Annotated in this window: 24 protein-coding genes; 12 read left to right on the top strand and 12 right to left on the bottom strand. The window is 74.0% G+C overall.

Annotated features, from left to right (window positions below; genetic code table 11):
• Positions 1-309: 309 nt before the first annotated feature.
• Together C3492_RS29205 and C3492_RS29200 are read right to left on the bottom strand one after the other, a co-directional pair.
• Positions 310-1,071, bottom strand: coding sequence for a GntR family transcriptional regulator (locus tag C3492_RS29205; protein ID WP_103815631.1), 762 nt, complete (start codon positions 1,069-1,071; stop codon positions 310-312).
• Positions 1,072-1,337: 266 nt separating this feature from the next.
• The gene (locus tag C3492_RS29200) at positions 1,338-2,222 is read right to left on the bottom strand and encodes an RNA polymerase sigma-70 factor (RefSeq protein WP_103815630.1); all 885 of its coding nucleotides are present in this window, start codon (positions 2,220-2,222) and stop codon (positions 1,338-1,340) included.
• A 121-nt stretch (positions 2,223-2,343) separates the two neighbouring features.
• Here C3492_RS29200 and C3492_RS29195 point away from each other — a divergent pair, with 121 nt between their 5' ends.
• The 5 genes from C3492_RS29195 (at position 2,344) to C3492_RS29180 (ending at position 7,748) form a co-directional block, all read left to right on the top strand.
• The gene (locus C3492_RS29195; protein WP_103815629.1) at positions 2,344-2,997 is read left to right on the top strand and encodes an NADPH-dependent F420 reductase; all 654 of its coding nucleotides are present in this window, start codon (positions 2,344-2,346) and stop codon (positions 2,995-2,997) included.
• A 137-nt stretch (positions 2,998-3,134) separates the two neighbouring features.
• On the top strand, positions 3,135-3,965 hold the full coding sequence (locus tag C3492_RS29190) for an alpha/beta fold hydrolase (RefSeq protein WP_103815628.1): 831 nt from the start codon (positions 3,135-3,137) through the stop codon (positions 3,963-3,965).
• A 117-nt stretch (positions 3,966-4,082) separates the two neighbouring features.
• Positions 4,083-5,669, top strand: a complete 1,587-nt coding sequence (locus tag C3492_RS29185; RefSeq protein WP_103815627.1) for an alkaline phosphatase — start codon at positions 4,083-4,085, stop codon at positions 5,667-5,669.
• 264 nt (positions 5,670-5,933) lie between these two features.
• Complete coding sequence (locus C3492_RS44265; RefSeq protein WP_146075733.1) at positions 5,934-6,167, top strand: hypothetical protein; 234 nt, start codon at positions 5,934-5,936, stop codon at positions 6,165-6,167.
• 180 nt (positions 6,168-6,347) lie between these two features.
• A complete protein-coding gene (locus C3492_RS29180) occupies positions 6,348-7,748 on the top strand; it encodes a GNAT family N-acetyltransferase (protein ID WP_258055954.1) in 1,401 nt (466 codons plus the stop codon).
• A 19-nt stretch (positions 7,749-7,767) separates the two neighbouring features.
• On the opposite strand, the gene C3492_RS29175 is transcribed toward C3492_RS29180, so the two are convergent.
• Positions 7,768-8,970 carry a PLP-dependent aspartate aminotransferase family protein gene (locus tag C3492_RS29175; protein ID WP_103815625.1) on the bottom strand — a complete coding sequence of 401 codons (1,203 nt, stop codon included), beginning with the start codon at positions 8,968-8,970 and terminating at the stop codon, positions 7,768-7,770.
• A gap of 60 nt (positions 8,971-9,030) precedes the next feature.
• Between C3492_RS29175 and C3492_RS29170 the strand changes: the two genes are divergently transcribed.
• From C3492_RS29170 to C3492_RS29145, 6 genes are all read left to right on the top strand, one after another.
• Positions 9,031-9,516: an Lrp/AsnC family transcriptional regulator gene (locus C3492_RS29170; RefSeq protein WP_058083750.1), complete on the top strand. Its 486-nt coding sequence runs from the start codon at positions 9,031-9,033 to the stop codon at positions 9,514-9,516.
• A 53-nt stretch (positions 9,517-9,569) separates the two neighbouring features.
• Positions 9,570-11,261, top strand: a complete 1,692-nt coding sequence (locus C3492_RS29165; RefSeq protein WP_103815624.1) for a DUF885 domain-containing protein — start codon at positions 9,570-9,572, stop codon at positions 11,259-11,261.
• A gap of 596 nt (positions 11,262-11,857) precedes the next feature.
• A complete protein-coding gene (locus tag C3492_RS29160) occupies positions 11,858-12,505 on the top strand; it encodes a hypothetical protein (protein WP_103815753.1) in 648 nt (215 codons plus the stop codon).
• 158 nt (positions 12,506-12,663) lie between these two features.
• Positions 12,664-12,894 (top strand): ferredoxin, encoded by a 231-nt coding sequence (locus tag C3492_RS29155; protein ID WP_103815623.1) that lies wholly within the window; start codon positions 12,664-12,666, stop codon positions 12,892-12,894.
• Entirely contained in the window at positions 12,884-14,275 is a 1,392-nt protein-coding gene (locus C3492_RS29150; protein WP_103815622.1) for an NAD(P)/FAD-dependent oxidoreductase, read from the top strand. Before C3492_RS29155 ends, C3492_RS29150 begins: the two co-directional genes overlap by 11 nt.
• 36 nt (positions 14,276-14,311) lie before the next feature.
• Positions 14,312-15,550, top strand: coding sequence for a cytochrome P450 (locus C3492_RS29145; RefSeq protein ID WP_103815621.1), 1,239 nt, complete (start codon positions 14,312-14,314; stop codon positions 15,548-15,550).
• A 13-nt stretch (positions 15,551-15,563) separates the two neighbouring features.
• Here the strand turns inward: C3492_RS29145 and C3492_RS29140 are convergent, their stop codons facing one another.
• From C3492_RS29140 to C3492_RS29120, 5 genes are all read right to left on the bottom strand, one after another.
• On the bottom strand, positions 15,564-16,664 hold the full coding sequence (locus C3492_RS29140; RefSeq protein WP_103815620.1) for a sensor histidine kinase: 1,101 nt from the start codon (positions 16,662-16,664) through the stop codon (positions 15,564-15,566).
• On the bottom strand, positions 16,661-17,314 hold the full coding sequence (locus C3492_RS29135; RefSeq protein ID WP_103815619.1) for a response regulator transcription factor: 654 nt from the start codon (positions 17,312-17,314) through the stop codon (positions 16,661-16,663). Before C3492_RS29135 ends, C3492_RS29140 begins: the two co-directional genes overlap by 4 nt.
• A gap of 131 nt (positions 17,315-17,445) precedes the next feature.
• A complete protein-coding gene (locus C3492_RS29130; RefSeq protein WP_103815618.1) occupies positions 17,446-18,102 on the bottom strand; it encodes a histidine phosphatase family protein in 657 nt (218 codons plus the stop codon).
• A 157-nt stretch (positions 18,103-18,259) separates the two neighbouring features.
• Entirely contained in the window at positions 18,260-18,763 is a 504-nt protein-coding gene (locus C3492_RS29125; protein WP_103815617.1) for a GNAT family N-acetyltransferase, read from the bottom strand.
• An 82-nt stretch (positions 18,764-18,845) separates the two neighbouring features.
• Positions 18,846-19,322 (bottom strand): rhodanese-like domain-containing protein, encoded by a 477-nt coding sequence (locus C3492_RS29120; protein ID WP_103815616.1) that lies wholly within the window; start codon positions 19,320-19,322, stop codon positions 18,846-18,848.
• Positions 19,323-19,416: 94 nt separating this feature from the next.
• On the opposite strand from C3492_RS29120, the gene C3492_RS29115 reads away from it, so the two are divergent.
• On the top strand, positions 19,417-19,863 hold the full coding sequence (locus C3492_RS29115; protein ID WP_103815615.1) for an Lrp/AsnC family transcriptional regulator: 447 nt from the start codon (positions 19,417-19,419) through the stop codon (positions 19,861-19,863).
• On the opposite strand, the gene C3492_RS29110 is transcribed toward C3492_RS29115, so the two are convergent.
• The 4 genes from C3492_RS29110 to C3492_RS29095 form a co-directional block, all read right to left on the bottom strand.
• On the bottom strand, positions 19,860-22,853 hold the full coding sequence (locus C3492_RS29110; RefSeq protein WP_103815614.1) for an AAA family ATPase: 2,994 nt from the start codon (positions 22,851-22,853) through the stop codon (positions 19,860-19,862). The two genes, C3492_RS29115 and C3492_RS29110, sit on opposite strands and share 4 nt — an antisense overlap.
• Positions 22,850-24,013 (bottom strand): exonuclease SbcCD subunit D, encoded by a 1,164-nt coding sequence (locus C3492_RS29105; protein ID WP_103815613.1) that lies wholly within the window; start codon positions 24,011-24,013, stop codon positions 22,850-22,852. Before C3492_RS29105 ends, C3492_RS29110 begins: the two co-directional genes overlap by 4 nt.
• Before the next feature lie 107 nt (positions 24,014-24,120).
• Entirely contained in the window at positions 24,121-24,747 is a 627-nt protein-coding gene (locus tag C3492_RS29100) for a YigZ family protein (protein WP_103815611.1), read from the bottom strand.
• A gap of 35 nt (positions 24,748-24,782) precedes the next feature.
• Positions 24,783-25,274 (bottom strand): histidine phosphatase family protein (locus tag C3492_RS29095; protein ID WP_103815609.1); only part of this gene is annotated, 492 nt, incomplete at its 5' end.

Raw genomic sequence — 25,274 nt, 5'->3', positions numbered from 1 at the left:
GGGCGGCCCAGCGCGGTGATACCCGCCGGAGGTCAAGGCACTCGGCACGGTGACCACATGCTGGTGACCAAGGTGCCCGGCACGGTGACCACCCACCGGTGGTCGGGGTGCCGGCTACGGCGCTCGCGCCCAGTGCGGCGGGTCTGCCCCGTGGCGGGCGTGCCGGGCACGGCGCTCCTGCCCCGTGCGGCGGTCCTACCGCTGCCGCGGGCGTGCCAGGTGCGGTGCCGTCGTCGCGGGGCGCGTCCGCACGGCGGGGCCGCGCATGCCTGCGGCGGCCCTGCCCCTGGGTCGGCTGTCCACCCGGCGTCAGGAAGCTCGCTTCTCCGGGTCGTGGTGTATTTCCACCCCGGCCGACTCGCCGAAGGTGAGCCGGCAGGTGTCGGCGCGGTAGGTCGCGACCGAGAGTGCCGCGGTACGGCCCTGCACGAAGAAGCGGGTGGTGACGACGAGGACGGGTGAGCCGGGGAGCCGGTCGAGTTCCTTGGCGTCGTCCGCGCGCGCGGAGCCGAGCTCGACGGCGCGGTCCTCCCCCTCCAGCGACAGGTGCTGCAACTCGCGCAGCACCGCACGCGCGCGTGCCGCGCCGGACGGGGCGTCGATCGCGGTCAGGCCGGGCACGGAGGCCGCCGGGATGTAGAGCAGCTCGGTGGCGACCTGCTGGCCGTGGGACATGCGGGAGCGGCGCACGGTGTGGACGGGCTCGTCCGCGCCGGTCTCCAAAGCCGCGGCGACGGCGGCGGGCGGTGGCGCCTGGACGCTGTCGACGGGCTGCCAGGCGTCCCCGGCGGCGCCGGGCCAGGTGTGCTGTTCGGTGCCGACGGCCACGCCCACGCGCGGGGGCGCGACGGTCGTACCGACCCCGCGGCGGCGCTGGAGCCGGCCCTCCAGCTCCAGTTGTTCGAGTGCCTGGCGGAGCGTGGCGCGGGCCACGCCGAAGCGGGCCGCGAGATCACGCTCGTTGGGCAGGATCTCGCCGACCGAGAACTCGGAGTCCAGTGCCTCGGTGAGCACGGTCTTCAGATGCCAGTACTTCGGTTCCGGTACCGATTCCAGCTGCGTGGTCCCCACCCTGTCCTCCGCAAGAGCCGTGGTCCGGCGGTTTTTAGCGCCCTTGTTTATTAAAGGTTGTTGCACTTCTCTGCGACGATAGGGCGGCCGTCACCCTTGGTCAAGACCAATCCTCGGTCCCCGCGCGAACGGACAGGCGCCCCGCGCGCACAGCGTTCACGCGGCGTTCGTGTGCGGCGGTGCGTGTGACATCGCGGCAAAGCGCCTGTCGCACGACAGAGCCCCCGCCGGACGACGGGGGCTCGGGCGCGCGGCGGGGCGGGGGCTCAGTGGCCGGTGAGGTGCCGCAGCTTGTCGGGGTTGCGGACGATGTAGACGGCGGTGATGCGGCCGTCGGCGATGTCCACCTGGAAGAGGCTGTCGGGCTTGTCTCCGGACAGGATGAGCAGGGCCGGGCCGCCGTTGGCCTCCAGGAGCCGGTACGAGATGTCCGCCGGGCCCGAACGCGCGGCGCCGACGAGGAAGCGGCCGACCTTGTCGGCGGTGTGCAGGACGCGCACCGGCGCCTTGGCCTTGCCGCCGCTGTCGCCGACCAGCCGGACGTCCGGGGCGAGCAGGGACATCAGCCCCTCCAGGTCGCCCCCGGACGCGGCGGCGAGGAAGCGTTCGGTCAGGTCCCGGCGCCGCACGGGGTCGACCTCGTACCGGGGGCGCCCTTCCGCGACGTGCCGGCGGGCGCGCCCGGCGAGCTGCCGTACCGCCGGCTCGGCGCGGTCGAGCAGGGTGGCGATCTCGGCGTACGGGTAGCCGAACGCCTCCCGGAGCACGAACACCGCCCGTTCCAGCGGGGATAGCGATTCCAGGACGACCAGGACGGCCATGGAGACCGTGTCGGCGAGCACCGCGCGGTCCGCGGTGTCCGGTGCGGTGTCGGCGAACTCGGTGAGGTACGGCTCCGGCAGCCACGGCCCGACGTACGCCTCGCCGCGCGACTGCACCTGGCGCAGCCGGTCGATGGCCAGCCGGGTGGTGACGCGCACCAGGTAGGCGCGCGGTTCGCGGACCGCCGCGCGGTCCGCCTGGTACCAGCGCAGCCATGCCTCCTGGACCACGTCCTCCGCGTCGGCGACCCGGCCGAGCATGCGGTACGCGACCCCCATGAGCAGGGGCCGGTGCTCTTCGAAGACATCGGTGGCGAGGTCGGCGGTCACGGGTCCATCCCAGCCGACACGCCTTGCGCTGTCCACCCGGAATGCCCGGCTCCAGGAGCGGTCCGGATCACAATGACCGCGGGCCGCCGGCGGTCGGCGGCCGGTGACCGTGAGGTGGGCGATGCGGTACGCGGTGCTGGGCACGGGCGAGGTGGGCCGCACGCTGGCCGGCCGGCTGCTGGAACTGGGGCACGAGGTGACCCTGGGGTCCCGCTCCCGGGACAACCCGGTGGCGGTGGAGTGGGCGACCGCCGCGGCCGGCCGGGCCCACGCCGGGACGTTCGCGGACGCCGCCGCGGCGGGCGAGGTGGTCGTCAACGCGGTGGGCGGCCGGGTGGCGCTGGACGCGCTGGCGGCGGCGGGCGCGGAGCACCTGGACGGCAAGGTGCTGGTGGACGTCTCCAATCCGCTCGCGTTCGAAGGCGGTCAGCCGCGGCTGGACCCGGTGGAGTCGGACAGCGTGGCCGAGCGGATCCAGCGGGCGTTCCCGCACGCGCGCGTGGTCAAGACGCTGAACACGGTCAACTGCCAGGTGATGGTGGACCCACGCCGGGTCCCGGGCGACCACCACGTCTTCGTGTGCGGGGCGGACCCCGGCGCCAAGCAGCAGGTGACGGCGCTGCTCGGGGAGTTCGGCTGGCCGGCCGGAAGGGTGCTGGACCTGGGCGGCATCCGGTCTGCGCGCGCGGTGGAGATGTATCTGCCGCTGTGGCTCGCGCTGTTCGGCCGCTTCGGGAACGCCGACTTCAACGTCGAGGTGCGCCGGACCCGTTGACGACCGTGCGGCATGCCGTACGACATGGCCGTGCGGAAGTGCCGTACGGCGGGGACGACCCTGGGGGCTACCGGCCGGTAGTAATTGCTGACAAGCTGTCTACGGCGTCCGTCAGCAGCCCAGCCGAGGAGCACCCCATGTCCGCCACCGTCTCCTTCAAGGTCCCCACCCCGCACGGCCCGCGCGATGTGAGCGTGTCCTACGCGCGCGTGGGCCGCGGCGAACCCCTGGTCCTGCTGCACGGCATCGGCCATCACCGGCAGGCCTGGGACCCGGTCGTGGACATCCTGGCCACCGAGCGGGAGGTGATCGCCGTCGACCTGCCGGGCTTCGGCGCGTCCCCGGCACTCCCGGACGGCCTGACCTACGACCTGCCCACCACCAATGCCGTGCTCGGCGCCCTGTTCGAGGCGCTGGAGCTGGAGCGTCCGCACGTCGCCGGCAACTCGCTGGGCGGCCTGCTCGCCCTGGAGCTGGGCCGGGAGAAGCTCGTACGGTCCGTCACCGCCCTGTCCCCCGCCGGTTTCTGGTCCGAGGCCGAGCGGCGGTACGCCTTCACGGTGCTGCTCGCGATGCGGGGCATCGCCCAGCGGCTCCCGCTCCCGCTGGTGGAGGGGTTGTCCCGCACGGCTGCCGGCCGTACCGCGCTGACCAGCACCATCTACGCCCGTCCCGCGCGCCGTTCGCCGGAGGCGGTGGTCGCCGAGACGCTCGCGCTCGTCGGTGCCACCGGCTTCGAGGCGACCCTGCGCGCGGGCGCCACCGTCCGGTTCACCGACGACCTGTCGGGCCTGCCGGTCACGGTGGCCTGGGGCACCCGGGACCGGATCCTCGTGCGCCGCCAGGGCGTCCGCGCCAAGCAGCTCATCCCGCACGCCCGGCTGGTGCGGCTGCCCGGCTGCGGCCACTGCCCGATGAACGACGACCCGGCGCTGGTCGCGCGGGTCATCCTGGACGGCAGCCGCTGAGCACCGCCGACCGCCCTCCGGCCGACGGGAGTTCACCTCCGGTTCGTGCGCGCGCCGCAGCGCCCCAGTAGGTGTGGCTGTGCACACTGGCCGGATCCCGTCCCTGGAGGCGCAGCCATGTCCCACCGTCCGCTCCCCGGTCGCCGCAGCGTTCTGCGCGGCTCCCTCGCCGCGTCGGCGGCCCTGACCCTGCCCGTGGGCCTCGGGGCGGCCCCGGCGTTCGCCCGCTCCGGACGGCCCGCGGCGGGCTGGGGCGTGCAGACCGGTGACGTGACCACCGACTCCGGCCTGGTGTGGGTGCGTTCGGACCGGCCCGCCCGGATGATCGTGGAGACCTCGGCCACCGAGTCGTTCCGCAACCCCCGCAGATGGCACGGCCCACTGCTGGGCGCCGGCACGGACTTCACCGGCACCACCCGGCTGCACGGACTGCCCTCCGGCGAGCAGATCCACTACCGGGTGCTGCTCGCCGACCCGGACGACCCGCGCCGCACCGGCGAGCCGGTGACCGGCACCTTCCGCACGGTCTCACGGCGCCGCCGGGACGGCGTACGTTTCCTGTGGTCGGGCGACCTGGCCGGCCAGGGCTGGGGCATCAACCCGGACCTCGGCGGCTACCGCATCTACGACGCGATGGCGAGGCTGGACCCGGACTTCTTCCTGTGCAGCGGCGACAACATCTACGCCGACGGCCCCATCGCCGCCACGCAGGCGCTGCCCGACGGCAGCACCTGGCGGAACATCACCACCGAGGAGAAGTCCAAGGTCGCCGAGACGCTCGCCGAGTACCGGGGCAACTTCCGCTACAACCTGCTCGACGCCAACCTGCGCCGGTTCAACGCCCAGGTGCCGTCGATCATCCAGTGGGACGACCACGAGGTGCGCAACAACTGGTACCCGGGCGAGGTGATCGCCTCCTCCGACACCCGTTACACCGAGAAGAGCATCGACGTCCTCGCCGCGCGCGCCCGGCGGGCGTTCAGCGAGTACTTCCCCCTCTCCACGCTGCGTCCGGGCGCCGAGGAGGGCCGCGTCTACCGGGTGCTGCGCCAGGGCCCGCTGCTGGACGTGTTCGTGCTCGACATGCGGACCTACCGCAACGCCAACTCCACCGACGACCAGACCGTGGACCCGCAGGGCATCCTCGGCCGGGAACAGCTGGAGTGGCTCAAGCGGGAGCTGGCCCGGTCGCGCGCGGTGTGGAAGGTGATCGCCGCCGACATGCCGCTCGGCCTCGTCGTACCGGACACGACGGAGAACAAGCCGAACTTCGAGGCGGTGGCCCAGGGCGACCCGGGCACCCCGCTCGGCCGTGAGCTGCAGATCGCCGAGCTGCTGCGGTTCGTCAAGCACCGGCGGATCACCGGCACGGTGTGGCTGACGGCGGACGTGCACCACACCTCCGCCCAGCACTACCAGCCGTCCCGGGCCGCGTTCACCGACTTCGAGCCGTTCTGGGAGTTCGTCTCGGGACCGCTGAACGCCGGGGCGTTCCCCGCCAGCGCGCTGGACGGCACGTTCGGCCCGGAGCGGGTGTTCGTGAAGGCGCCGACCGCGTCGAACGTCTCGCCCGCGGGCGGTTACCAGTTCTTCGGCGAGGTAGACATCGACGGGGACAGCGGCGAGCTGACGGTGCGGCTGCGGGAACAGGACGGCACCGTGCTGTTCACACAGACGCTCCAGCCGGGCCGGGTCGGTCAGTAACCGGCACCTGCGGGACCGCCGCCAGGAGGTCCCGAACGGTCAGGGTCGTGCCCCGCACCGGTGTCGTCTTCCGGTGCGCGGCACGGCTCCCGTCCCTCCCACCCGGTGCGTGGCACAGCTCCCGTCCCGCCGGGTACGTGGGCCGGCTCCGCTGCTCACGCCCCGTGCGCGCCCTGCTCCGCTCCCGCCGGGAACGCGGCCCCGGACCCGCGTCCGGCAACTCTCCCTCCCAACGGGCGTTTTCGCAGGCCAGGCCGATTGTGAGTGGTCGCCTCTACGGTTCTGGCGGGTCTCGCGACCGCCCGCCCGGAGGCGGCGGCCGTGGCGGCCCGGGGCCTCGGGGACCTGCTGGCCGTCGCAGCGGAGTGCGCCGAACAGTGCGGGGCCCGGGGAGACGTGCCGCATCTCCCGGAGACCGCGAACCGCGCCGGCTCCTCCCGGCTGGTCACCCAGGCGCGGCGGCTGGGGGACGCCCTCGGTGTGGCGGTGGCCGCCTGACCCGGACCGCGACGCCCACGCCCGCGCCCGCTCTCTCCCCCCGCCGCATCCGTTCCCGCAGCTACTCCCGTCAACAATAGAAAATGCAACAAAAAGGACGGAGCATGCTTTACCCATCGGTCACAATCAGTTCGTGATCACGCAACACCCTTCCTTCACAGTGGCTGCATGACTCCAGACATGCCTGATGTGACCCGGGCGAGGCACGGGCGGCCCGTGCACCACTGGCGGCGGGACGTCGTCGAACTCGCCGCGCTCTTCACCGCCGTGGCCGTCGCGGACGCGGTGGCCAACCTGATCGGGCACGGGCCCGACGGCCCGGCCCTGCTGATGATCTCGGCCATCGTGCTGGCCGCGACCGCGGGCTTCCACGTGTGGTGGTCACGCCGCCACGGACACGCGCCGCCGGTGAGCGATACCGGTGCCCGGCCGGCCGCCGAGACGCGGCCGGCCGGGCCTTCCGAGCAGCCCGCCGCCGACGAGGTCACAAGCGTGCTGTGGCGGATGCGGACGACGGTGAAGGACGAGCCGGGCTCCCTGGCCGCCCTGTGCACGGCGCTCGCCGAGCGACGGGTGGACATCCTGAGCCTGCAGACGCACCCGCTGGCCGACGGCACGGTGGACGAGTTCCTGCTGCGGGCGCCGGGCGCGCTCGCAGCGGCCGAGATCACCCGGGCGGTCGCGCTGGCCGGGGGCACGGCCACGTGGATCGAGCGGGCCGACGCCCATGACCTGGTCGACGCGCCCACCCGGGTGCTCGGGCTGGCCGCCCGCACCGCCCTGGACACCGCCGAACTGCCGCTCGCGCTGCGTCAGTTGCTCGGCCGCTGCACGATCCGGACACTGCCCGGCACGCCGGCCGGGGGCGGCCGGGGCCCCGAGCCGGTGCCGGTCGAAGGCGTCCTGGAGGACACCGTGATGCGGCTGCCGGCGCCCGAGGGCGGGGTGCTCACCGTGGAGCGGCCGTATCTGCCGTTCACCCCGACCGAGTTCGCGCGCGCCCGGGCGCTCGTGGAGCTGGACACCCGGCTCGGGCCCCGGATCCCTCGCGGGCACGATGTGCTGACTCTGCCCGAGGGCGACCACATCACCGTGCGCCGGGTCGACACCGGGGACCTGGCGGCGGCCCGGGCGATGCACGACCGGTGCTCGCCGCACACCCTCGGCCTGCGCTACCACGGCCCGGTCGGTGACGCGGACCGTTATCTGAACCACCTGCTCAGCCCCCGCTTCGGCCGGACGCTGGCCGCGCAGACCGCCTCCGGCCGGATCGTCGGCCTCGGGCATCTGCTGTGGGACGGCGACGAGACCGAGGTCGCGCTGCTGGTCGAGGACGACTGGCAGCAGCGCGGCGTCGGCGGTGAACTGCTCGGCCGGCTGGTGGCGATGGCGGCGGAGGCCGGCTGCGAGAGCGTGTACGCCGTGACGAAGGCGTCCAACACCGGCATGGTCGCCGCGATGCGCGGGCTGGGTCTCCCGCTGGACTACCAGGTCGAGGAGGGCACCCTGGTGATCACGGCCCGCCTGGATCCCACGCAGGTCGCCACCACGCCCGGCGCCCAGTCGCCCCGCCTCGGCTGACGGCCCCCGGCAGAGAGCCTCAGCGCACCGCCTCCCGCAGCGGCGTCACCCGGCGTCCGCGGGGAGTGCCCAGGGCCTGGTCCAGGTCGGACCACAGGTCGTCGACGTCCTCCAGGCCCACCGACAACCGCAGGAGCCGGTCGCTCACCCCGGCCCCGCGGCGGGCCTCGGCGTCCACGATGCGGTGGCTGATGGAGGCGGGGTGCTGGATGAGCGTGTCGACGCTGCCCAGACTCACCGCGGGGGTGACCAGCCGGACCCGGGAGATCACCTCGTGCGGGTCGCCGTGCACCTCGAAGGCGATCATCGCGCCGCCGAGCCGCGGATACCGCACCCGGGCAACGCGCGGGTCGGCGGCGAGCCGGCGGGCCAGTTCGGCGGCGTTCGCGGAGGCGGCCCGCACCCGCACCGGGAGCGTGGACAGCCCCCGCAGCAGCAGGTAGCCGGCGAGCGGATGCAGGACTCCCCCGGTGGCGAACCGTATCTGCCGTAGCCGGCCCGCGAACTCCTCGTCGCAGGCGACGACCCCGGCCAGCACATCGCCATGACCGCCGAGATACTTGGTGGCGCTGTGCAGCACCAGCCGGGCACCCTGCTCGGCCGGGCGTTGCAGCACGGGCGTGGCGAAGGTGTTGTCGGCGAGCAACGGCACCGAGCCGCAGGCGTGCGCGATGCCCCGCAGGTCGAGTTCGGCGAGGGTCGGATTGGCCGGGGACTCGACCATTACCAGACCGGTGTCCGGGCGCAGCGCGTCCGCGACGCCGGCCGGGTCGGTCCAGGTGACCTCCGTGCCGAGCAGCCCGGCGGTGAGCAGGTGGTCGCTGCAGCCGTACAGCGGCCGTACCGCGACGACATGGCGCAGGCCCATGGCGGACCGGGCGAGCAGGACCGCGCTGAGCGCGGCCATGCCGCTGGCGAAGGCGACGGCGGACTCGGTGCCCTCCAGGCGGGCGAGCGCGGTCTCGAATCGGGCGACGGTCGGGTTGCCGAGGCGGCCGTAGACGGGCGGTCCGACCGGGTCGGCGCCGTCGGCGGCGAAGGCGTCGATGCGGGCGGCCTCGGCGCGGCTGTCGTAGGAGGGGTAGGTGGTGGACAGGTCGATCGGCGGGGCGTGCAGGCCCTGGCGGGCGAGGTCGTCGCGGCCGGCGTGCACGGCCTCGGTGGCCAGCGCTCTCGATGCGGTGCGTACGTCGTCGTAGGCACTCGTGCTCGATGTGTCCATGGCCGGAAGGGTGAACAGCGGACGGTTCCCGGGGGCCGGACGCCGTGCTACGTTCGGCCGGTGGCCGATTCCGTCGTACTGGATCCGGTCGATCTGCATCTGCTGCGGCTGTTGCAGAACGACGCCCGGACCACCTACCGCGACCTCGCCGCGCAGGTGGGCGTGGCGCCGTCGACCTGTCTGGACCGGGTGACGCGGCTGCGCCGCTCGGGCGTGATCCTCGGGCACCGGCTACGACTCGATCCGGCCAAGCTCGGGCGCGGCCTCCAGGCACTGCTGTCGGTGCAGGTGCGCCCGCACCGGCGGGAGCTCGTGGGGCCGTTCGTGGAGCGGATCCGGGCGCTGCCGGAGGCGCGGTCGGTGTTCCATCTGACCGGGCCCGACGACTACCTGGTGCATGTGGCCGTCGCGGACATGGCCGATCTCCAGCGGCTGGTGCTGGACGAGTTCACGGCGCGGCGCGAGGTGGCACGGGTGGAGACCCGGCTGATCTTCCAGCAGTGGGAGTGCGGGCCGCTGCTGCCGCCCGGCCACGCCCAGAGCTGAATCCCGGCAAACACGGATGACGCGGCGATCGTCCTCGTACGAGGATGGGCCGCATGTCTGAGACCCAGAGCCCGCTGCCCCGTCAGGTCGCCGACGCCTACGTCGACGACCTCATCGCCCTCGATCCGGTCACCGGTACGTACCTCGGTGTGAAGGAGAGTTCGAGCAGGCTGCCCGACTACTCACCGGCCGGTCAGGAGGCCCTGGCCGCGCTGGCACGGACCACCCTCGCGAGGCTGGACGAGGCCGAGCGGCGGCCCGGTGCGGACAGCGACGCGGAACGGCGCTGCGCACGGCTGCTGCGGGAGCGGCTGACCGCCGAGATCGCCGTGCACGAGGCGGACGAGCACCTGCGGGCGATCGGCAACATGAGCACGCCGGGTCACTCGGTGCGGGACATCTTCACGGTCACCCCGGCGGACACGGAGGAGGACTGGGCGGCGATAGCGGAGCGACTGCGCGCGGTGCCGGGAGCGCTCGCGGGTTACCGCGAGTCACTGCGACTCGGCCTGGAGCGCAAGCTGTTCGCCGCTCCCCGGCCGACCGCCACCTTCATCGACCAGCTCACCGAGTGGACGGACACGGACGGCACGGGCCGCGGCTGGTACGAGGACTTCGCCGCCGCGGGTCCGCAGGCGCTGCGCGCGGAGCTGGACGGGGCGGCGCGTGCGGCGACCGGCGCCCTGGTGGAGCTGCGGGACTGGCTGCGGGACGTGTACGCGCCGGCGATCGAGGGCGCCCCGAACGTGGTCGGCCGGGAGCGGTACGCGCGCTGGGCCCGCTACTTCAACGGCACCGACCTGGACCTGGACGAGGCGTACGCGTACGGCTGGGCGGAGTTCCACCGCATCCTCGGCGAGATGAAGAGGGAGGCGGAGAAGATCCTGCCCGGCGCTGAGACGCCGTGGGTGGCGCTCGCCCACCTCGACGAGCACGGCCGGCACATCGAGGGTGTGGACGAGGTCCGGGAGTGGCTCCAGGGCCTGATGGACAAGGCGATCGAGGAGCTGGACGGCACGCACTTCGAACTCGCCGAGCGGGTGCGGAGGGTGGAGTCGTGCATCGCCCCGCCCGGCGGCGCGGCGGCCCCCTACTACACGGCCCCGTCGGAGGACTTCTCCCGGCCCGGCCGCACCTGGCTGCCCACGATGGGCCTGACCCGCTTCCCGGTCTACGACCTGGTCTCGACCTGGTACCACGAGGGCGTGCCCGGCCACCACCTCCAGCTCGCGCAGTGGGCGCACGTGGCCGAGAACCTCTCCCGCTACCAGGCGACGGTCGGCGGGGTCAGCGCCAACATGGAGGGCTGGGCGCTGTACGCGGAGCGGCTCATGGACGAGCTCGGCTACCTGACGGGCCCGGAGGAGCGGCTCGGCTACCTGGACGCGCAGATGATGCGGGCGGCCCGGGTGATCGTGGACATCGGCATGCACCTGGAGCTCCGGATCCCGGCGGACTCGCCGTTCCACCCCGGGGAGCGGTGGACGCCGGAGCTGGCCCAGGAGTTCTTCGGCGCGCACAGCAGCCGTCCGGCGGACTTCGTGGAGAGCGAGCTGACCCGGTACCTGACGATCCCGGGCCAGGCGATCGGCTACAAGCTCGGGGAGCGGGCGTGGCTGCTGGGCCGGGAGAAGGCGCGCGAGCGGCACGGCGACGCGTTCGACCTGAAGGCCTGGCACATGGCGGCGCTGTCGCAGGGCTCTCTGGGCCTGGACGACCTGGTGGACGAACTGTCCCGGCTGTGACGGCTCACGTCGTCCGACTCCGACCGCTCACGACGTCCGGCTCTGACCGCTCACGCGTCCGACTGTGACCGCCCGTTTCAGCCCCGGGGGCCGCCTTCCGGGGTGACGACCTCGCCCGTGATCCGGCCCGTCTCGTCGATGACCGGCCAGACGATGAGGCGGACCGGGTCGTCGGGCGCGCCCAGCGTCCGGCGGGGAACCGCGCGGCCACGGGCCCCTGTCCGGCGAGCGTCGTGGGCGGGGAGCGGGTGACGGAGGCGAGGGCGCCACTGCCCGATCCCGGCCCGCGGCGGGCGCCGGTCACGCGTGCGGTACCCCCCTCGACCTGGGCAGCCTCCCAGCGGGCCGCGCAGGGGGCAGGGGGCGCGGCCCAGTCACGGCGGAGCGTGCGGCATGCACGCCCGGCTCCGGGAGGACGGCGCGAGGGGATTTCCGCTCGGCCGTACGGACGCCTCCCGCTGGCGCGGGCGGGAGCCGGACGGCTAGCTGGTGCCGGGGGCCGATGCGGAAGGCGGGCCGGGCATGCAGGAGACGGGGCCGGGGGCCGATGCCGAAGGCGGGCCGGGGACGCGGGAGAGGGGCCGGGGCAGGAGGCGCTGCGGACACCGCGCGCCGCGGGGCTGGCCGGGGTCGTCTTCGCGCTGCTCCTGGCGGCGGCGATCGTCCTGGTCAGGCTGGGGATCCCGGAAGGGGCGGACGCGGTCACCGCGCACGGCTTCACCGACTCCGCGCGGCGCCGGGCGCTGCGGACGGCCCTCGCGCTGGTGCCGTTCGCCGGGATCTTCTTCCTGTGGTTCATCGGCGCGATCCGCGCGCACGTCGGCGCGGGCGAGGACAAGTTCCTCGCGACGGTCTTCCTGGGCAGCGGGCTGGTCTTCACCGCCACGCTGTTCGGCGCGGCCGCGGCGGCGAGTGCCGTGCTCGTGGTGGCCCACCCGGCCGGTGTCTCACCGCTGCCGGCCACCTGGGACTTCGGCCGCCACCTCGCGTACGCGCTGATGACGGAGTACGCCATGCGGATGGCGGCCGTCTTCGTGTCCTCGATGTCGGTCATCGGCCACCGCCTCGGTGTGCTGCCGCGCTGGCTCACGGTCCTGGGCCTCCTCACCGCTCTCACGCTGTTGTTCGTGTCGTCCAACGTGCCGTGGGCGGAATTGGTCTTCCCGGCCTGGTCGCTGCTGCTCAGCGTGCACATCCTCGTGGCCGGCCGCCGTGACGGTCCCCGGCCCGCCGGCGCCGGATGACGCCCGGGCCGCCGGCCGCTCACTCGATCGGCGTGCCCGGCGCGCGGTCACCCCGCCCGGGCTCGCATGCTGGCGGGCGGGGGACGACCGCCGTCCGGAGCCGTCCGCGCTCGCCGCGCGGTGCGTCCGGACCTGGCCATGGGAAGGGCGGAGCGTCGATGAGGCTCGTCGTCGATCTCAACAAGTGTCAGGGGTACGCGCAGTGCGCGTTCCTCGCGCCCGACGTCTTCACCATGCACGGCGAGGAGGCGCTCCTCTACGACCCGCGCGCGGACGAGGAGCAACGGGAGCGGGTGGCGCGTGCCGTGGCCGCCTGCCCGGTGCAGGCGATCACGGCCGACGGACTGGATCGCGCGGGAGGGGTGCGGGAGGCGTCCGATGGCCGCTGACTACGTGGAGTGGCTCAGGCGCGAGGGCCGGATCGTGATCGTGGGTGCCTCACTGGCCGGTCTGCGGGCCGCCGAGACGCTGCGCGCGGAGGGTTTCGCCGGTGAGCTGACCCTGGTCGGTGACGAGCCCCACGAGCCGTACGACCGGCCGCCGCTGTCGAAGTCCGTGCTGCTGGGCAAGGCGTCCCCGTACCACACCGAGCTGCCGCACCGCCGGGAGATCGACGCCAAATGGCGCCTCGGCGTGGCCGCGACCGGCCTGGACCTGACGGCCAAGCGGGTCCGGATGGCGGACGGCGACGAGGTGGAGTACGACCGGCTGCTCATCGCGACGGGGGTGCGGGCCCGGCCGTGGCCGAAGGAGGACGAGGCCCGGCTGGACGGCGTCTGTCTGCTGCGCACGCGGGAGGACGCGGCGGACCTGTACCGGCGGCTGAGGGCGGGGCCGCGCCGGGTGTTCGTCATCGGCGCCGGGTTCGCCGGTTCGGAGGTGGCCTCGGCGTGCCGGGAGATGAACCTCCCCGTGACCGTGGCGGAGCGCGCGGGCGCGCCGCTGGTGGGCGCGCTCGGCGGGGTCGTCGGCGCGGTCGCGGCGGACCTCCAGACCGAGAACGGCGTGGACCTGCGCACCCATGTCACGGTGACCGCGCTGGAGGGTGACGCGGTCGGCAGGGTGCGGGCCGTCCACCTGTCCGACGAGAGCGTGGTCGAGGCGGACGTGGTCGTGGTCTCGCTGGGTTCGCTGCGGAACACCGAGTGGCTGACCGGGTCGGGGCTCGGTGCCGGGCCCCGGGGCATCGCCTGTGACGCGGGCTGCCGGGCCTTCGACTTCCGGGGCATCGTCACGGACGACGTCTTCGTGGCGGGCGATGTGGCGCGCTCCCCGCACGCGCTCTTCGGGTACCAGTTCCTGTCGCTGGAGCACTGGGGCAATGCCGTCGCCCAGGCGGAGACCGCCGCGCACAACATGATCTGCCACGGCGCCGACCGGCGGCCGCACCTGTGGATGCCCGCCTTCTGGTCGTCGATGTTCGGTGTGAACATCAAGTCGGTCGGGGTGCCGCCCATGGGTGAGCAGCTCATGATCACCCAGGGCTCACTGACCGAGCGCCGGTTCGTCGGGGTCTACGGCTACCAGGGCCGGGTCGTGGCCGCCGTGACCTTCGACAACACGCGGTGGCTGGAGTTCTACCAGCGGCAGATCGAACGGGGGGCGCCGTTCCCGGTGGAGTACCCGACGGTGGACCGGCGTCCCGAGGGCCGGCAGCCGGTGCCGGCCGGGTTCCCGGACCCGTCCCTGCCGACGCACGGCCCCATGGTCACCCTCAGCGGCTACTCGCCGGCCGACCAGCAGCTGGTCTTCCACCCCGCCCGCCACTGACCCCCGCCCACGGCCCCGACGCCCCAAGGACCCGCCATGCCGCACGCCTCGATCGCGCGCCAGATCACCGACTACGCCAACCGCGCCAACCCGTACCCGGTCTACGAGGAACTCCGCAGGACGCCGGTGCTCCACGAGGAGGAGGGAGGCCCGTACCTCATCAGTTCGTACTACGACATCAAGGCCCTCCTCCACGATCCGCGGATCAGCTCCGACGCCGCCAACCTGGCCGCCGCGGGGGGCGACGGGCTCGACCGGACCGAGGAGACGGGAGGGCTGCCGCCGTCGTTCCTGCGGCTGGACCCGCCCGAGCACGACCGGCTGCGGCGCATCGCCAACAGCGCCTTCGGACCGCCGCACCGGCCGCGGCGGATCGAGAACATGCGGGGTGAGATGCGACAGATCGTGACCGAGCTGATCGACGGGTTCGGCGACGCGCGCCAGGTCGACCTGGTCGACCAGTTCGCCTATCCGTTCCCCGTCACGGTGATCTGCCGGCTGCTCGGGGTTCCCCGGGAGGACGAGCCGCGGTTCCGCACCTGGGTCGACCCGCTGGTCGCGAGCCTCGACCCGGCGGCCGGCCCGGACGAGGACGCCGACGCCCGGAAGGCGACGCGGGAGGCCCGTATGCAGCTCGGCATGTACCTGGCCGGGCTGGTCGAGGAGCGCGCCAAGGAGCCGCGGGACGACCTGTTGTCCGACCTGGTGGCCGGCCGGGGCCCGGACGGCTCCCTGTCGATGATGGAGGTGCTCAGCACCTCGGTGCTGCTGCTGATCGCCGGTCATGAGACGACGGTCAACCTGATCACCAACGGCATGCTCACCCTGCTGCGCCACCCGGAGATCCTCGGGCGGCTGCGGGAGGACCCGGGTCTGTCGGTCAACATCGTGGAGGAGCTGCTGCGCTACGAACCGCCCGTGCAGTTGGTGCCGCAGCGCACCTGCATCGCCGACATCGAGGTGCGCGGGGTCACGATCCCCAAGGGTTCGCGCATCTGGCTGGTGCTCGCCGCGGGCAACCGGGACCCGGAGCGGTTCAAGGACCCGGAGCGGTTCGACCCGGACCGCGGCGACATCCAGCACCTCGGTTTCGGCAGCGGCATCCACAGCTGTTTCGGCGCCCCGCTGGCCCGGCTGGAGGCCCAGATCGCGCTGTCCGAGCTGGCCCGGCGGCTGGAGGGTCCCCGCCTGGTCGAGGACCCGCCGCCGTATCGGCGCAACGCCGTGCTGCGTGGCCCCCGGCACCTGGGCGTCACCTTCGACGGGCTGCGCTGAACACGTCGTACGCTCACCCCGCGATGTCCGCCGGCAGCACCACGCAGACCTCGTAACCGCCGTCGCTCGTCGGGCCCGCGGTCATGGTGCCGCCGAGGAGTTCGGCGCGCTGGCGCAGCCCGATCAGGCCGTGGTGGGCACCGGGCAGCGGCAGTGGCGGCTGGGTCGGCGCGGTGTTGGTGACCCGGACCCGGACGGAGCCGTTGGTGTGCAGCAGGTCGATGCGCGCCTTGGCGCCGGGAGCGTGTTTGCGGGTGTTGGTCAGCGCTTCCTGGACCGTGCGGTAGACCGCGCGCTGGACGGTGGCCGGGAGCCCTTCGGGCAGGTCAGTCTTCAGCTCGGTCTCGATGCCGCAGCTTTCGGCGAGCCGCTGGATGTCGGTGAGCGCCGGCTGCGGGGTCAGCTCCGTGGGGTGGCCGCCGGAGGCACGCAGGACGCCGACCATGTGGCGCAGCTCGTCCAGCGTCTGCACGCTCAGTCGCCGGATCGTCGCCGCGGCCTCCTTGGTGTCCGCGTCGTCCGCGCCGACCTGGAGGGCGCCGGCGCGCACGGCGATCAGGCTGACCTGGTGGGAGACGACGTCGTGCATCTCCCGCGCGAGCTGGGCGCGCTCCTTGGCCAGGACGGCCTGGGCGGTCAGCAGCTGCTGGTGGTCGCGCGCCTCGGAGATCTCGGTCAGTCTGAGCGACAGGTCGCGCCGGGTCCGCACGAGCTGCCCGAGGAACACGGCGGCGGCCGCGGTGGCGGCGCTGTAGCCGAACGGGATCAGCCTGGCGAGCTCGGTCAGATCGAAGTTCGGTGACGGCAGGGCGGTCGTGTCGCAGAACGCGAAGGCCAGGACGCACAGGAGCAGCAGCGTCCGGGGGCGGCTGAGGGAAGCGAGCGTGTACAGCGCGGCCAGGCAGGCGACGACCGAGTCGGACAGCAGCACGGCCGGGAGGGTCAGCAGGAAGGTGAGCAGCGGCTGCCGCCGGCGCAGCAGCAGGACGACGGCGGCGCCCAGGGCGCAGGCCATCCGCAGCGGCTCGCCGATGTCCCAGTGGGCCCACACGTCGAGGAGGGCCATGGCCATCGCCACGCCGTCCAGCAGCAGCGGGGACGGACGGCCGGTCACCCTGTCTCCTCCGCGAGGAGGCCGGCCCGCTGGGCGAACAGGGCGGCCTGGACCCTGCCGCTGACCTCCAGCTTGGTGAGGATCGCGCTGACATGGTCCTTGACCGTGCCGGTGCTCAGGTGCATGCGGGTCGCGATCTCGGCGTTCGACAGGCCCTCGGCGACGAGGAGCAGTACCTCACGCTCCCGGCCGGTGAGCCGTTCGAGGGCCTTGGGCGGGCGTTCCGGCGCTCCGGCGCTCAGATAGCCGTCCACCACCGTGCGCGTGACCTTGGGCGACAGGACCGTGCCGCCGCGGGCCAGGCTCTGCACGGCCAGCGGCAGCGCCTCGGGGTCGGTGTCCTTGAGGAGGAATCCGGCGGCGCCCGAGCGCAGTGCCGTCTCCACGTACTCGTCCATGTCGAACGTGGTCAGCATGGCCACCACGGGGGGCTCCCGCAGCCTGCGGATCTCGCCCAGCACGGTGAGCCCGTCCACGTCCGGCATGCGGATGTCGAGCAGCACCACGTCGGGGTGCTGCTCGCGCACCGTCCGCAGGGCCTGGCCGCCGGACACCGCGCCGACGACCTCGATGCCGTCGGCGGCGGCCAGGATGCGCTGGAAGCCGGTGCGGATCAGGGCTTCGTCGTCGACCACCAGTACCCGGATCACGTGCGCTCCAGCCTGTACGGAACCACTGTCCGATTCGTACCACGCCCGGGGCGGCTTCGCCGCTGGGCGCCGTACGGACCGGCGTCGATGGCTCCGGTGCCGTGATCAGGTGGTGGCGTGTCCCCGCGGTGTCAGGGCCGGCCGGTGAGGCACATGCGCTGTCGCGTGGTGGGCATGGTCAGCACCGCGACGGTGGGCACGCCGTCGGCCGACTGACGGCGCTGGGGGACGGTGAGCCGGTCGCACCGGGTGCTCCAGCAGCCGTCGCGCAGGGTGAGGATGACCGCGGACGCGGGCGGGACCTGGAGGTGCCGGAAGGAGCGGGCGGGTACGGACAGGGCGTGGACCAGCGCGGCCCTGATGACGGACGCCTCGGTGATCACGAGGATGCGTCCCGTGTCGGCGGGCAGGGTTTCCAGCCAGGCGGCTGTCCGGCGGCAGAGCTCGCGGACGCTCTCGCCGCCGTGCGGTGCGGCGTCGGGATCCGTCAGCCAGCGGGACAGCCCATGGGGGTCCACGGCGGCGATGTCCTCGGGTGTGCGGCCGTCCCACGAGCCGTGGTCCAGGTCGCGCAGGGCGGGCTCGGGCGCGGCCGCGACGGCGAGGGCCTCGGCGGTCTGCGCGCAGCGGGCGGAGGGCCCCCGCAGAGCCACCGCGTACGGTGGGAGGGTCGCTGTCATGGCTGCCAGCTCACGCCGGCGGCGCTCACTCACGGCACCGTCCCCGAAGACCCGGCCGAGGCCGCCTTCGGCGGTGGTCGCGCAGAGCATCGTCAGTCGCACCGTCACTGTCCGACCTCCTTCTCCGATCGGGAGGGCCACGCGGCCGGCGGACCAGCCGGGGCAGAGCCGTTTCCCTTGGTCACAAGGTTCCAGGAAAGGTGCTCCTTCAACCTCCGGCAGGTGGCCGGACCACCCCCGCCGGTCGGCGGGGCGCCCCACCGCTCTACGGCCGGAGCGTGACCAGGTCGCACTGGTACCAGGTGCCCGGCTTGCCGCCGAGGTCGGCGGGGTCGGCCGGTCCGATCGGGACGAACCCCGATTTGGTCAGCACCCTGTGGGAGGCGACGTTCTGGTGGGAGGTGGCCGCTCGCAGGACGCGCAGTCCGTGCCGGCGTGCCGCCAGGCGGCACAGCTCCCGGACGGTCTCGGTGGCCACGCCGCGGCCGGCGACGTGCTCGGCGACCCGGTAGCCGAGTTCCGCGGTGCGGTTCTCGATGTTGACCAGGTTGAACCGGCCGAGGACCGACCCGTCGTCGGCGAGGAGCACGTAGAAGGCGCAGCTGCCGGCCTCCTGTTCGGCCAGCAGGGCGTCGTAGCGGTCGGTGAACTGCTCGAAGTAGTCGTCGCCGCGGTCGGAGACGAAGTCGGCGAAGTAGGCGCGGTTCGACAGTTCGAAGTCCAGGACCGCGGGGGCGTGGCTGGCGTGCAGCCGCTTCAGCTCGGGCACTGCCCGACTGTACCCGTACGGGGTGCCGGGGCCACTTGTGTTGCGCCGACCGATCGACCCCCGCGCGGCGTGGGGGCGCGTCTCAGCAGCCGCATTCCCCCGCCAGGGGTGCCGTCAGCGGGTCGGTGTCCCGGCGCGCCGGGCCCTGCCAGGTCTCGTAGGGGAAGCCCTCGCGGGCCCAGTACTCGAAACCGCCGAGCAGCTCCTTGACCTGGTATCCGAGTTCGGCGAGGGCGAGGGCGGCACGGGTGGCGCCGTTGCAGCCGGGGCCCCAGCAGTACGTCACCACCGGCACGTCCCTGTCGAGGAGCCGGGCGGCCTGCTCCGGGACGAGCGCGGTCGGCAGGTGGACCGCGCCGGGGATGTGGCCCTGGTCCCAGGACTCGGTGGAGCGCGAGTCCACGACGACGAAGCCGGGGTCGCCGCCGGCCGTGAGCGCGGCGGCGACGTCGGAGACGTCGGCGTGGAAGGCGAGGCTCGCCCGGAAGTAGGCGGCGGCCTCCGCGGGAGCGGCCGGGGCGACGCGGAGGACGGGGTTCTCGGAAGCGGTGTTGATCATGTGGGGAAATCTACGGTCCACGGGCCGCCGCCAGAAGGGACGATCCTCGGGATCGCCCTTGCCCGGCCGGGGATTCCCCTGCTATCCATCCGGGATGACCGCGCATTCCCCGGACGCCACCGACTGGCGCATCCTCGACGTCCTCCAGCGCGACGGACGGGCCAGCTACGCCGAGCTGGCGCGGGCCGTGGCCATGTCGCCGAGCGCCGTCACCGAGCGGGTCCGGCGGCTGGAGGAGGCCGGCGTGATCCAGGGGTACGCGGCGGTGGTCGACCCCGAGCGGCTGGGCCTGCCGATCCTGGCGTTCGTGCGGCTGCGCTATCCGAACGGCAACTACAAGCCGTTCCACGACCTGGTCGCGGCGACGCCCGAGATCCTGGAGGCGCACCACGTCACGGGCGACGACTGTTTCGTCATCAAGGTCGCCGCGCGGTCCATGTCCCATCTGGAGGAGATCTCCGGACGGATCGGCGCGCTGGGCTCGGTGACCACCAGTGTCGTGTACTCGTCCCCGCTGACCCGCCGCCCCCTGGGCCGCTAGGCCGCCCCCCGCTGCCGCAGGGTCGAGCCCGAGCGGTCCTTGACGACCTCCAGCTGGGCGTGGATCCGGCGGCGCAGGTCGGCGACGTGGCTGACGATGCCGACGCTGCGGTCGCGTTCGCGCAGGGAGTCCAGGACGTCCAGGACCTCGTCCAGGGTCTGGTCGTCCAGGCTGCCGAAGCCCTCGTCGATGAAGAGGGTGTCCAGGCGGACGCCGCCGGCCTCGTCGGTGACGACGTCGGCGAGGCCGAGCGCGAGCGCGAGGGAGGCGAAGAAGGTCTCTCCGCCGGACAGGGTGGCGGTGTCCCGTTCCCGTCCGGTCCAGGCGTCGACCACGTGCAGTCCCAGGCCGGAGCGTCCGCGCCCGGTGCGGTCGTCGGAGTGGACGAGGGTGTAGCGGCCCGACGACATGCGCTGGAGGCGGACGGTCGCGGCGGCGGCGACCTGTTCGAGACGGGCCGCCAGGACGTACGACTCCAGGCGCATCCGGCGTTCGTTGTCGGCGGAGGTGCCCGCGGTGAGGGCGGCGAGCCGGGCGACCCGGTCGTACTCCTCGCGCAGCGGGCCGAGCCTGCGTACGGCCTGGCCGGCGCGGGCGGAGAGGCGGTCGAGCTGCGCGCAGCAGCGGGCGGCGGCGTCGCGCGCGGAGGCCGCCTCGCGCAGCCGCCGTTCCGCGGCGGCCGCGGTCCGCTCGGCGGTGGCCGGGTCGGCGGGCGGCTGCTGGGCGGCCGCCGCGGTGCCGGGCTCGGCGAGGACCGCGCGGACGGCGGCCTCCTCCTGCTGCCAGGCGTCCAGGCGGTGCTGGAGTTCACGGTGGGCGGCCGGGTCCAGGAGGGCCGCCGCGGCGGCCTGCGGGGTCTCGAAGCCGGCCCGGTAGGCGGCGTCGGCGAGGCGGGCGTCGGCGTCCTTCAGCCGCTGGGCGGCGTCCTCGGCGGCACGCACGGCGTCGGCGGCCTCGGTGAGCAGGGCCGCCCGCCGCTCCAGCTGGGCGGCTCTCGCGGCCACGCTGTCGGCGCTGCCCCGGGCCTGCTCCAACACCTCTTGGAGTTGGGCCTGTTCGCGCTCCAGGGTGTCGCGGCGGGTGAGCCGGGAGGCGGCCCGTACGGCGGCCTGCTGACGGTCGGCGAGTCGCTGCTCGCGCTCCCGCTCGGCGCGCCGCAGCTCCTCCTGGGCGGGGTGCAGCGCGGAGGCGGCGCGGCGGGCGCGGGCGTACTCCTGCTCCAGTCGGTCCGCCTCGGTGGCGAGTTCGCCGGTGGGCGTGTCGCCGGCCTCGGCGGTGGCGGCGGCCAGGGCCTCGCGGAGCACGCCGAGACGCCGCTCGTCCTCGGTGTACCGCTCCTCGGCCCGCTGGAGGACGGCGAGGGCCTGGTCCTCGGCCTCGCGGTCGACGTGCCCGGCGACCTTGCGGGCGGGGGCGGGGTGTTCGGTGGCTCCGCAGACCGCGCAGGGCTCGCCGTCGGTGAGATGGGCGGCCAGTTCGGCGGCGATGCCGTTCAGGCGCTGCTCCTTGACGTCGAGCCAGTGGGCGCGGGCGTCGAGGGCGCGCTGCCGTGCGGCACGCGCCTGCTCCTGGGCCTGTTCGAGGTCGGCGGCGAGCTGGTCGCGGGTGCGGGCCGCGTCGAGCCGGCGCCGCATGGGGGCGCGCTGGACGGCGAGCTGTTCGGCGCGGGTGGCGGCCTCCTGGGCGGAGTCGACGCGGGTCTGGAGGGCCGCGCGGATGCCGTCCCAGTCGGCGAGCCAGGCCTCGGCCTCGCGCAGGACGTCCTCGTCGGCGCGCTCCTGCCGGTCGAGTCCGGCCCGCTCCTCGGCGAGCTCGGCGAGCCTGCGTTCGGCGCGCCGGGCCGCGTCCAGGCCGCCCAGTTCCTCGGCGGCCCGGCGGGCGGCGGCGGCGAGACCGCTCGCGCCCGCGTCTGCGTAGGAGTCGGGCAGCAGTCCGCGCGCGTGTGCCTCGGCCGCGGCGGCCCGGCGGTGTTCCGCCTCGGTGGCGTCCCGCAGCTCCAGGGCGGGGGCGACCGCCTCCGCCTTGCGGGCGCGCTCCATGCGCTGCTGGGCCTCGCGGTGGGCGCCGGACCGCTCCTTGAGGCGCTCGGCGCGCTGCCGGGCCTCGGCGAACCGGGCCTGGAGGCGGGCCAGTTCGCGTGTCTCGTCCAGGGCGCGGCGGGCCGCGGCGTGGGCGGACTCGGCTGCGGAGAGCCGGCAGTGGGCGACGGTGAGGCGCTCCCGCGCGGTGCTGCGGGCCACGGCGGCGGCGCCGAGGACGGCCTCGGCCAGCCCGGGGTCGCCGGGGGCCAGGTCGGGCAGCTCCATGGCGTCGCCGGCCTCCTGCTGCATGCGGTGGGCGTCGGCGAGCAACGCCGTGTCGCCCTCGCGCACGCGTGCCTCGGTGGCGCGGCGGCGTTCGGCGAGGCGCTTCTCGACGTCGGCGAAGCGCTGGGTGTCGAAGAGGCGGCCGAGGAGCCTGCCGCGGGCCTCGGCGTCGGCGCGCAGGAAGCGGGCGAAGTCGCCCTGGGGCAGCAGGACGACCTGACAGAACTGCTCCCGGCTCATGCCGAGCAGCTGGGTGATCTCCTCGCCGATCTCCTGGTGGGAGCGGCTGCGGTCCTTCCAGACGCCGGCCGTGCCGTCGTACTCGCGCAGCCAGGTCTGGGCCTTGTCGACGGTCGTCCCCGTGCCCCGCAGCTTGGGGCGCTCCCACGGGGGCTGCCGGGTGATCTCCAGCCGTCGTCCGGCGACGGTCAGTTCGAGACGGACCTCGGTGCGGGTGCCCGGCCGGGCGTGGTCGCTGCGCAGGGTCGTGCCCTGGCCGCTCTGCCGGGCGCCGGGGACGGAGCCGTAGAGGGCGTAGCAGACGGCGTCCAGGACGGAGGTCTTGCCGGCGCCGGTGGGGCCGTGCAGCAGGAACAGCCCGGCGGCGGACAGGGCGTCGAAGTCGACGCTCTGGGCGCCCCCGAAGGGCCCGAAGGCGGTGAGGTCGAGCCGGTGCAGCCTCACCGCGCCACCTCCCGCACGGCGTCGTCGGCGCGCACGGCGTCGAACGCCTCGCGCAGCACAGCCGCCTCGTGCTCGTCGGGTCCGGCACCGCGCACATGGGCGACGAAGTCCTGGGCGATCTGCTGGTCGCTGCGGCCGGCGAGGCGGCGGGCGTACGACACCTGGGGGTCGTCCGGGGTGCGCTCGGGGGCGAAGACCAGGCTGAGGGTGTGCGGGAAGCGCTCGGTGAGCCGGGCCATGGGGTCGGCCGGGCGGACGGGGTCGGTGAGGGTGGCCTCGATCCAGGCGTCCTCGTGGCGGGTCAGCTCCGGGTCGGCGAGGAGGTCGTCCAGGGTGCCGCGGACACGGGCGAGCGGGCGGGGCACCGGGCAGTCGACGCGTTCGGCGGTGACGGAGCCGTCCGCGTCCAGGTCGATCAGCCACATGGTCTTGCGGTGGCCGGCCTCGGAGAAGGAGTAGGCGAGCGGTGAGCCGGAGTAGCGCACGCGCTCGGTGATGGTCTGGCAGCCGTGCAGATGCCCGAGCGCCGCGTAGTCGACGCCGTCGAAGATCCCGGCCGGTACGGCGGCCACCCCGCCGACGGTGATGTCCCGCTCGCTGTCGCTGGCCTGGCCGCCGGTGACGAAGGCGTGGGCGAGGACGACGGAACGCGTGCCGCGCGCGCGTGTGGCGAGGTCGGCGCGGACGCGGTCCATGGCGGCGCCCAGCACGGCCTCGTGGCCGGCCTTGTCGACGCCGAACTCGTCCTTCACCAGGGCCGGTTCCAGGTACGGCAGGCCGTAGAAGGCCACGTCCCCGTGGGCGTCCCGGAGCACGACGGGGGTGCCGGCGGCGGACGGCTCGGTGCGCAGGTGGATGCCCGCGCGGCCGATGAGTCCGGCGCCGACGCCGAGCCGGCGGGCCGAGTCGTGGTTGCCGGAGATCATCACGGTGGGCACGCCGAGGTCCGCGAGGCGGTGCAGGGTGGTGTCGAACAGCTCGATCGCGGCGAGCGGGGGCACCGCGCGGTCGTACACATCGCCCGACACGACCACCGCGTCCACCTCGCGCTCACGCACGGTGGTGACGAGGTGACCGATGAACTCGGCCTGGGCCCCGAGCAGGTTCACCCGGTGGAAGGCCCGGCCGAGGTGCCAGTCGGACGTGTGCAGGATCCTCATGATCCCCGAGACTAACGGCCGGGTCTGACATCACGGGCGGTTACTCCCGTACCAGCCCGTCACCACCCCCACCACACAGGCCCGTTATGCCCGATTCACTCCAATTGTCATGCGTCTCCGTAGGCTTCGCCGCCCAGTTCGAAGCCGGCCGTGCCCGCCGTCACATCGGCGAGCCAGGCGCGGAAGGCGTCCACGTCGGCGTCCGGCAGGCCGATCTCGATGGCGACGGCCTCGCCGTAGCGGACGTCGCGCACCTCGCGTCCGGTGGCGCGCAGGTCGTTCTGGACCTTGCCGGCACGCTGGTGGTCGACGGTCACGGTGGCCAGCCGGAAGCGGCGCCGGGTGATCGTGCCGAGCGCGTCCAGGGCCTCGCCGACCGAGCCGCCGTAGGCGCGGATGAGTCCGCCGGCGCCGAGCTTCACGCCGCCGTAGTAGCGGGTGACGACGGCCACCACGTACCGCATGTCGCGGCGCAGCAGCATCTGCAGCATGGGCACGCCGGCGGTGCCGCCCGGTTCGCCGTCGTCGCTGGCCTTCTGCACGGAGGCGTCGGCGCCGATGACGTACGCCCAGCAGTTGTGGGTCGCGTCCGCGTGCTCCTTGCGCACGGCGGCGATGAAGTCCTGGGCCTCCTGCTCGGTGGCGGCCGGGGCGAGGGCGCACAGGAAGCGGGAGCGGTTGATCTCGGTCTCGTGCACGCCCGCGCGGGCGACTGTGCGGTACTCGTCCTGCATCCCGCCAGCCTATGCGAGCGCCAGGACGCCCCCGGTCAGCCCTTCTTCTTCCCGCGCGGGACCGTGAACGAGGTGAGCAGGGCCGCGCCCGGGGCGAGGGCCGGCCAGTCGGTGCCGTGCCAGGCGAGCACGGCGACGGCACTGGTCGGGAACTTCTCCCGCACCCGGTCCAGGGAGTCGTCGAGGCCGTCCGCGGCCAGCGTCAGGACCAGCTCCTCCAGGCCGGGGTTGTGGCCGATCAGCAGCAGCGTCCGGACCTCCGGCGGCGCCTCGCGCACGACCTCCAGCAGTTCGGGTACGCCGGCCGCGTACAGTCGCCGGTCGTAGCGCACCGGCGGCGGAGTGGCCCACTCGGCGGAGGCCAGCTCCCAGGTGCGGCGGGCGCGTACGGCGGTGGAGCAGAGGGCGAGGTCGGGCAGCGTACCGGCGGCGAGGGCGCGTCCGGCGGCGGGCGCGTCACGCAGCCCGCGCGGCGAGAGCGGCCTGCGGTGGTCCTCCACACCCTCGGGCCACGCGGACTTCGCATG

Source organism: Streptomyces sp. Ru62 (genome assembly GCF_002920615.1).
GTDB lineage: Bacteria > Actinomycetota > Actinomycetes > Streptomycetales > Streptomycetaceae > Streptomyces.
The sequence above is the reverse complement of the archived record's forward strand: the minus strand, read 5'-3'. Positions and strand labels throughout refer to the sequence as shown.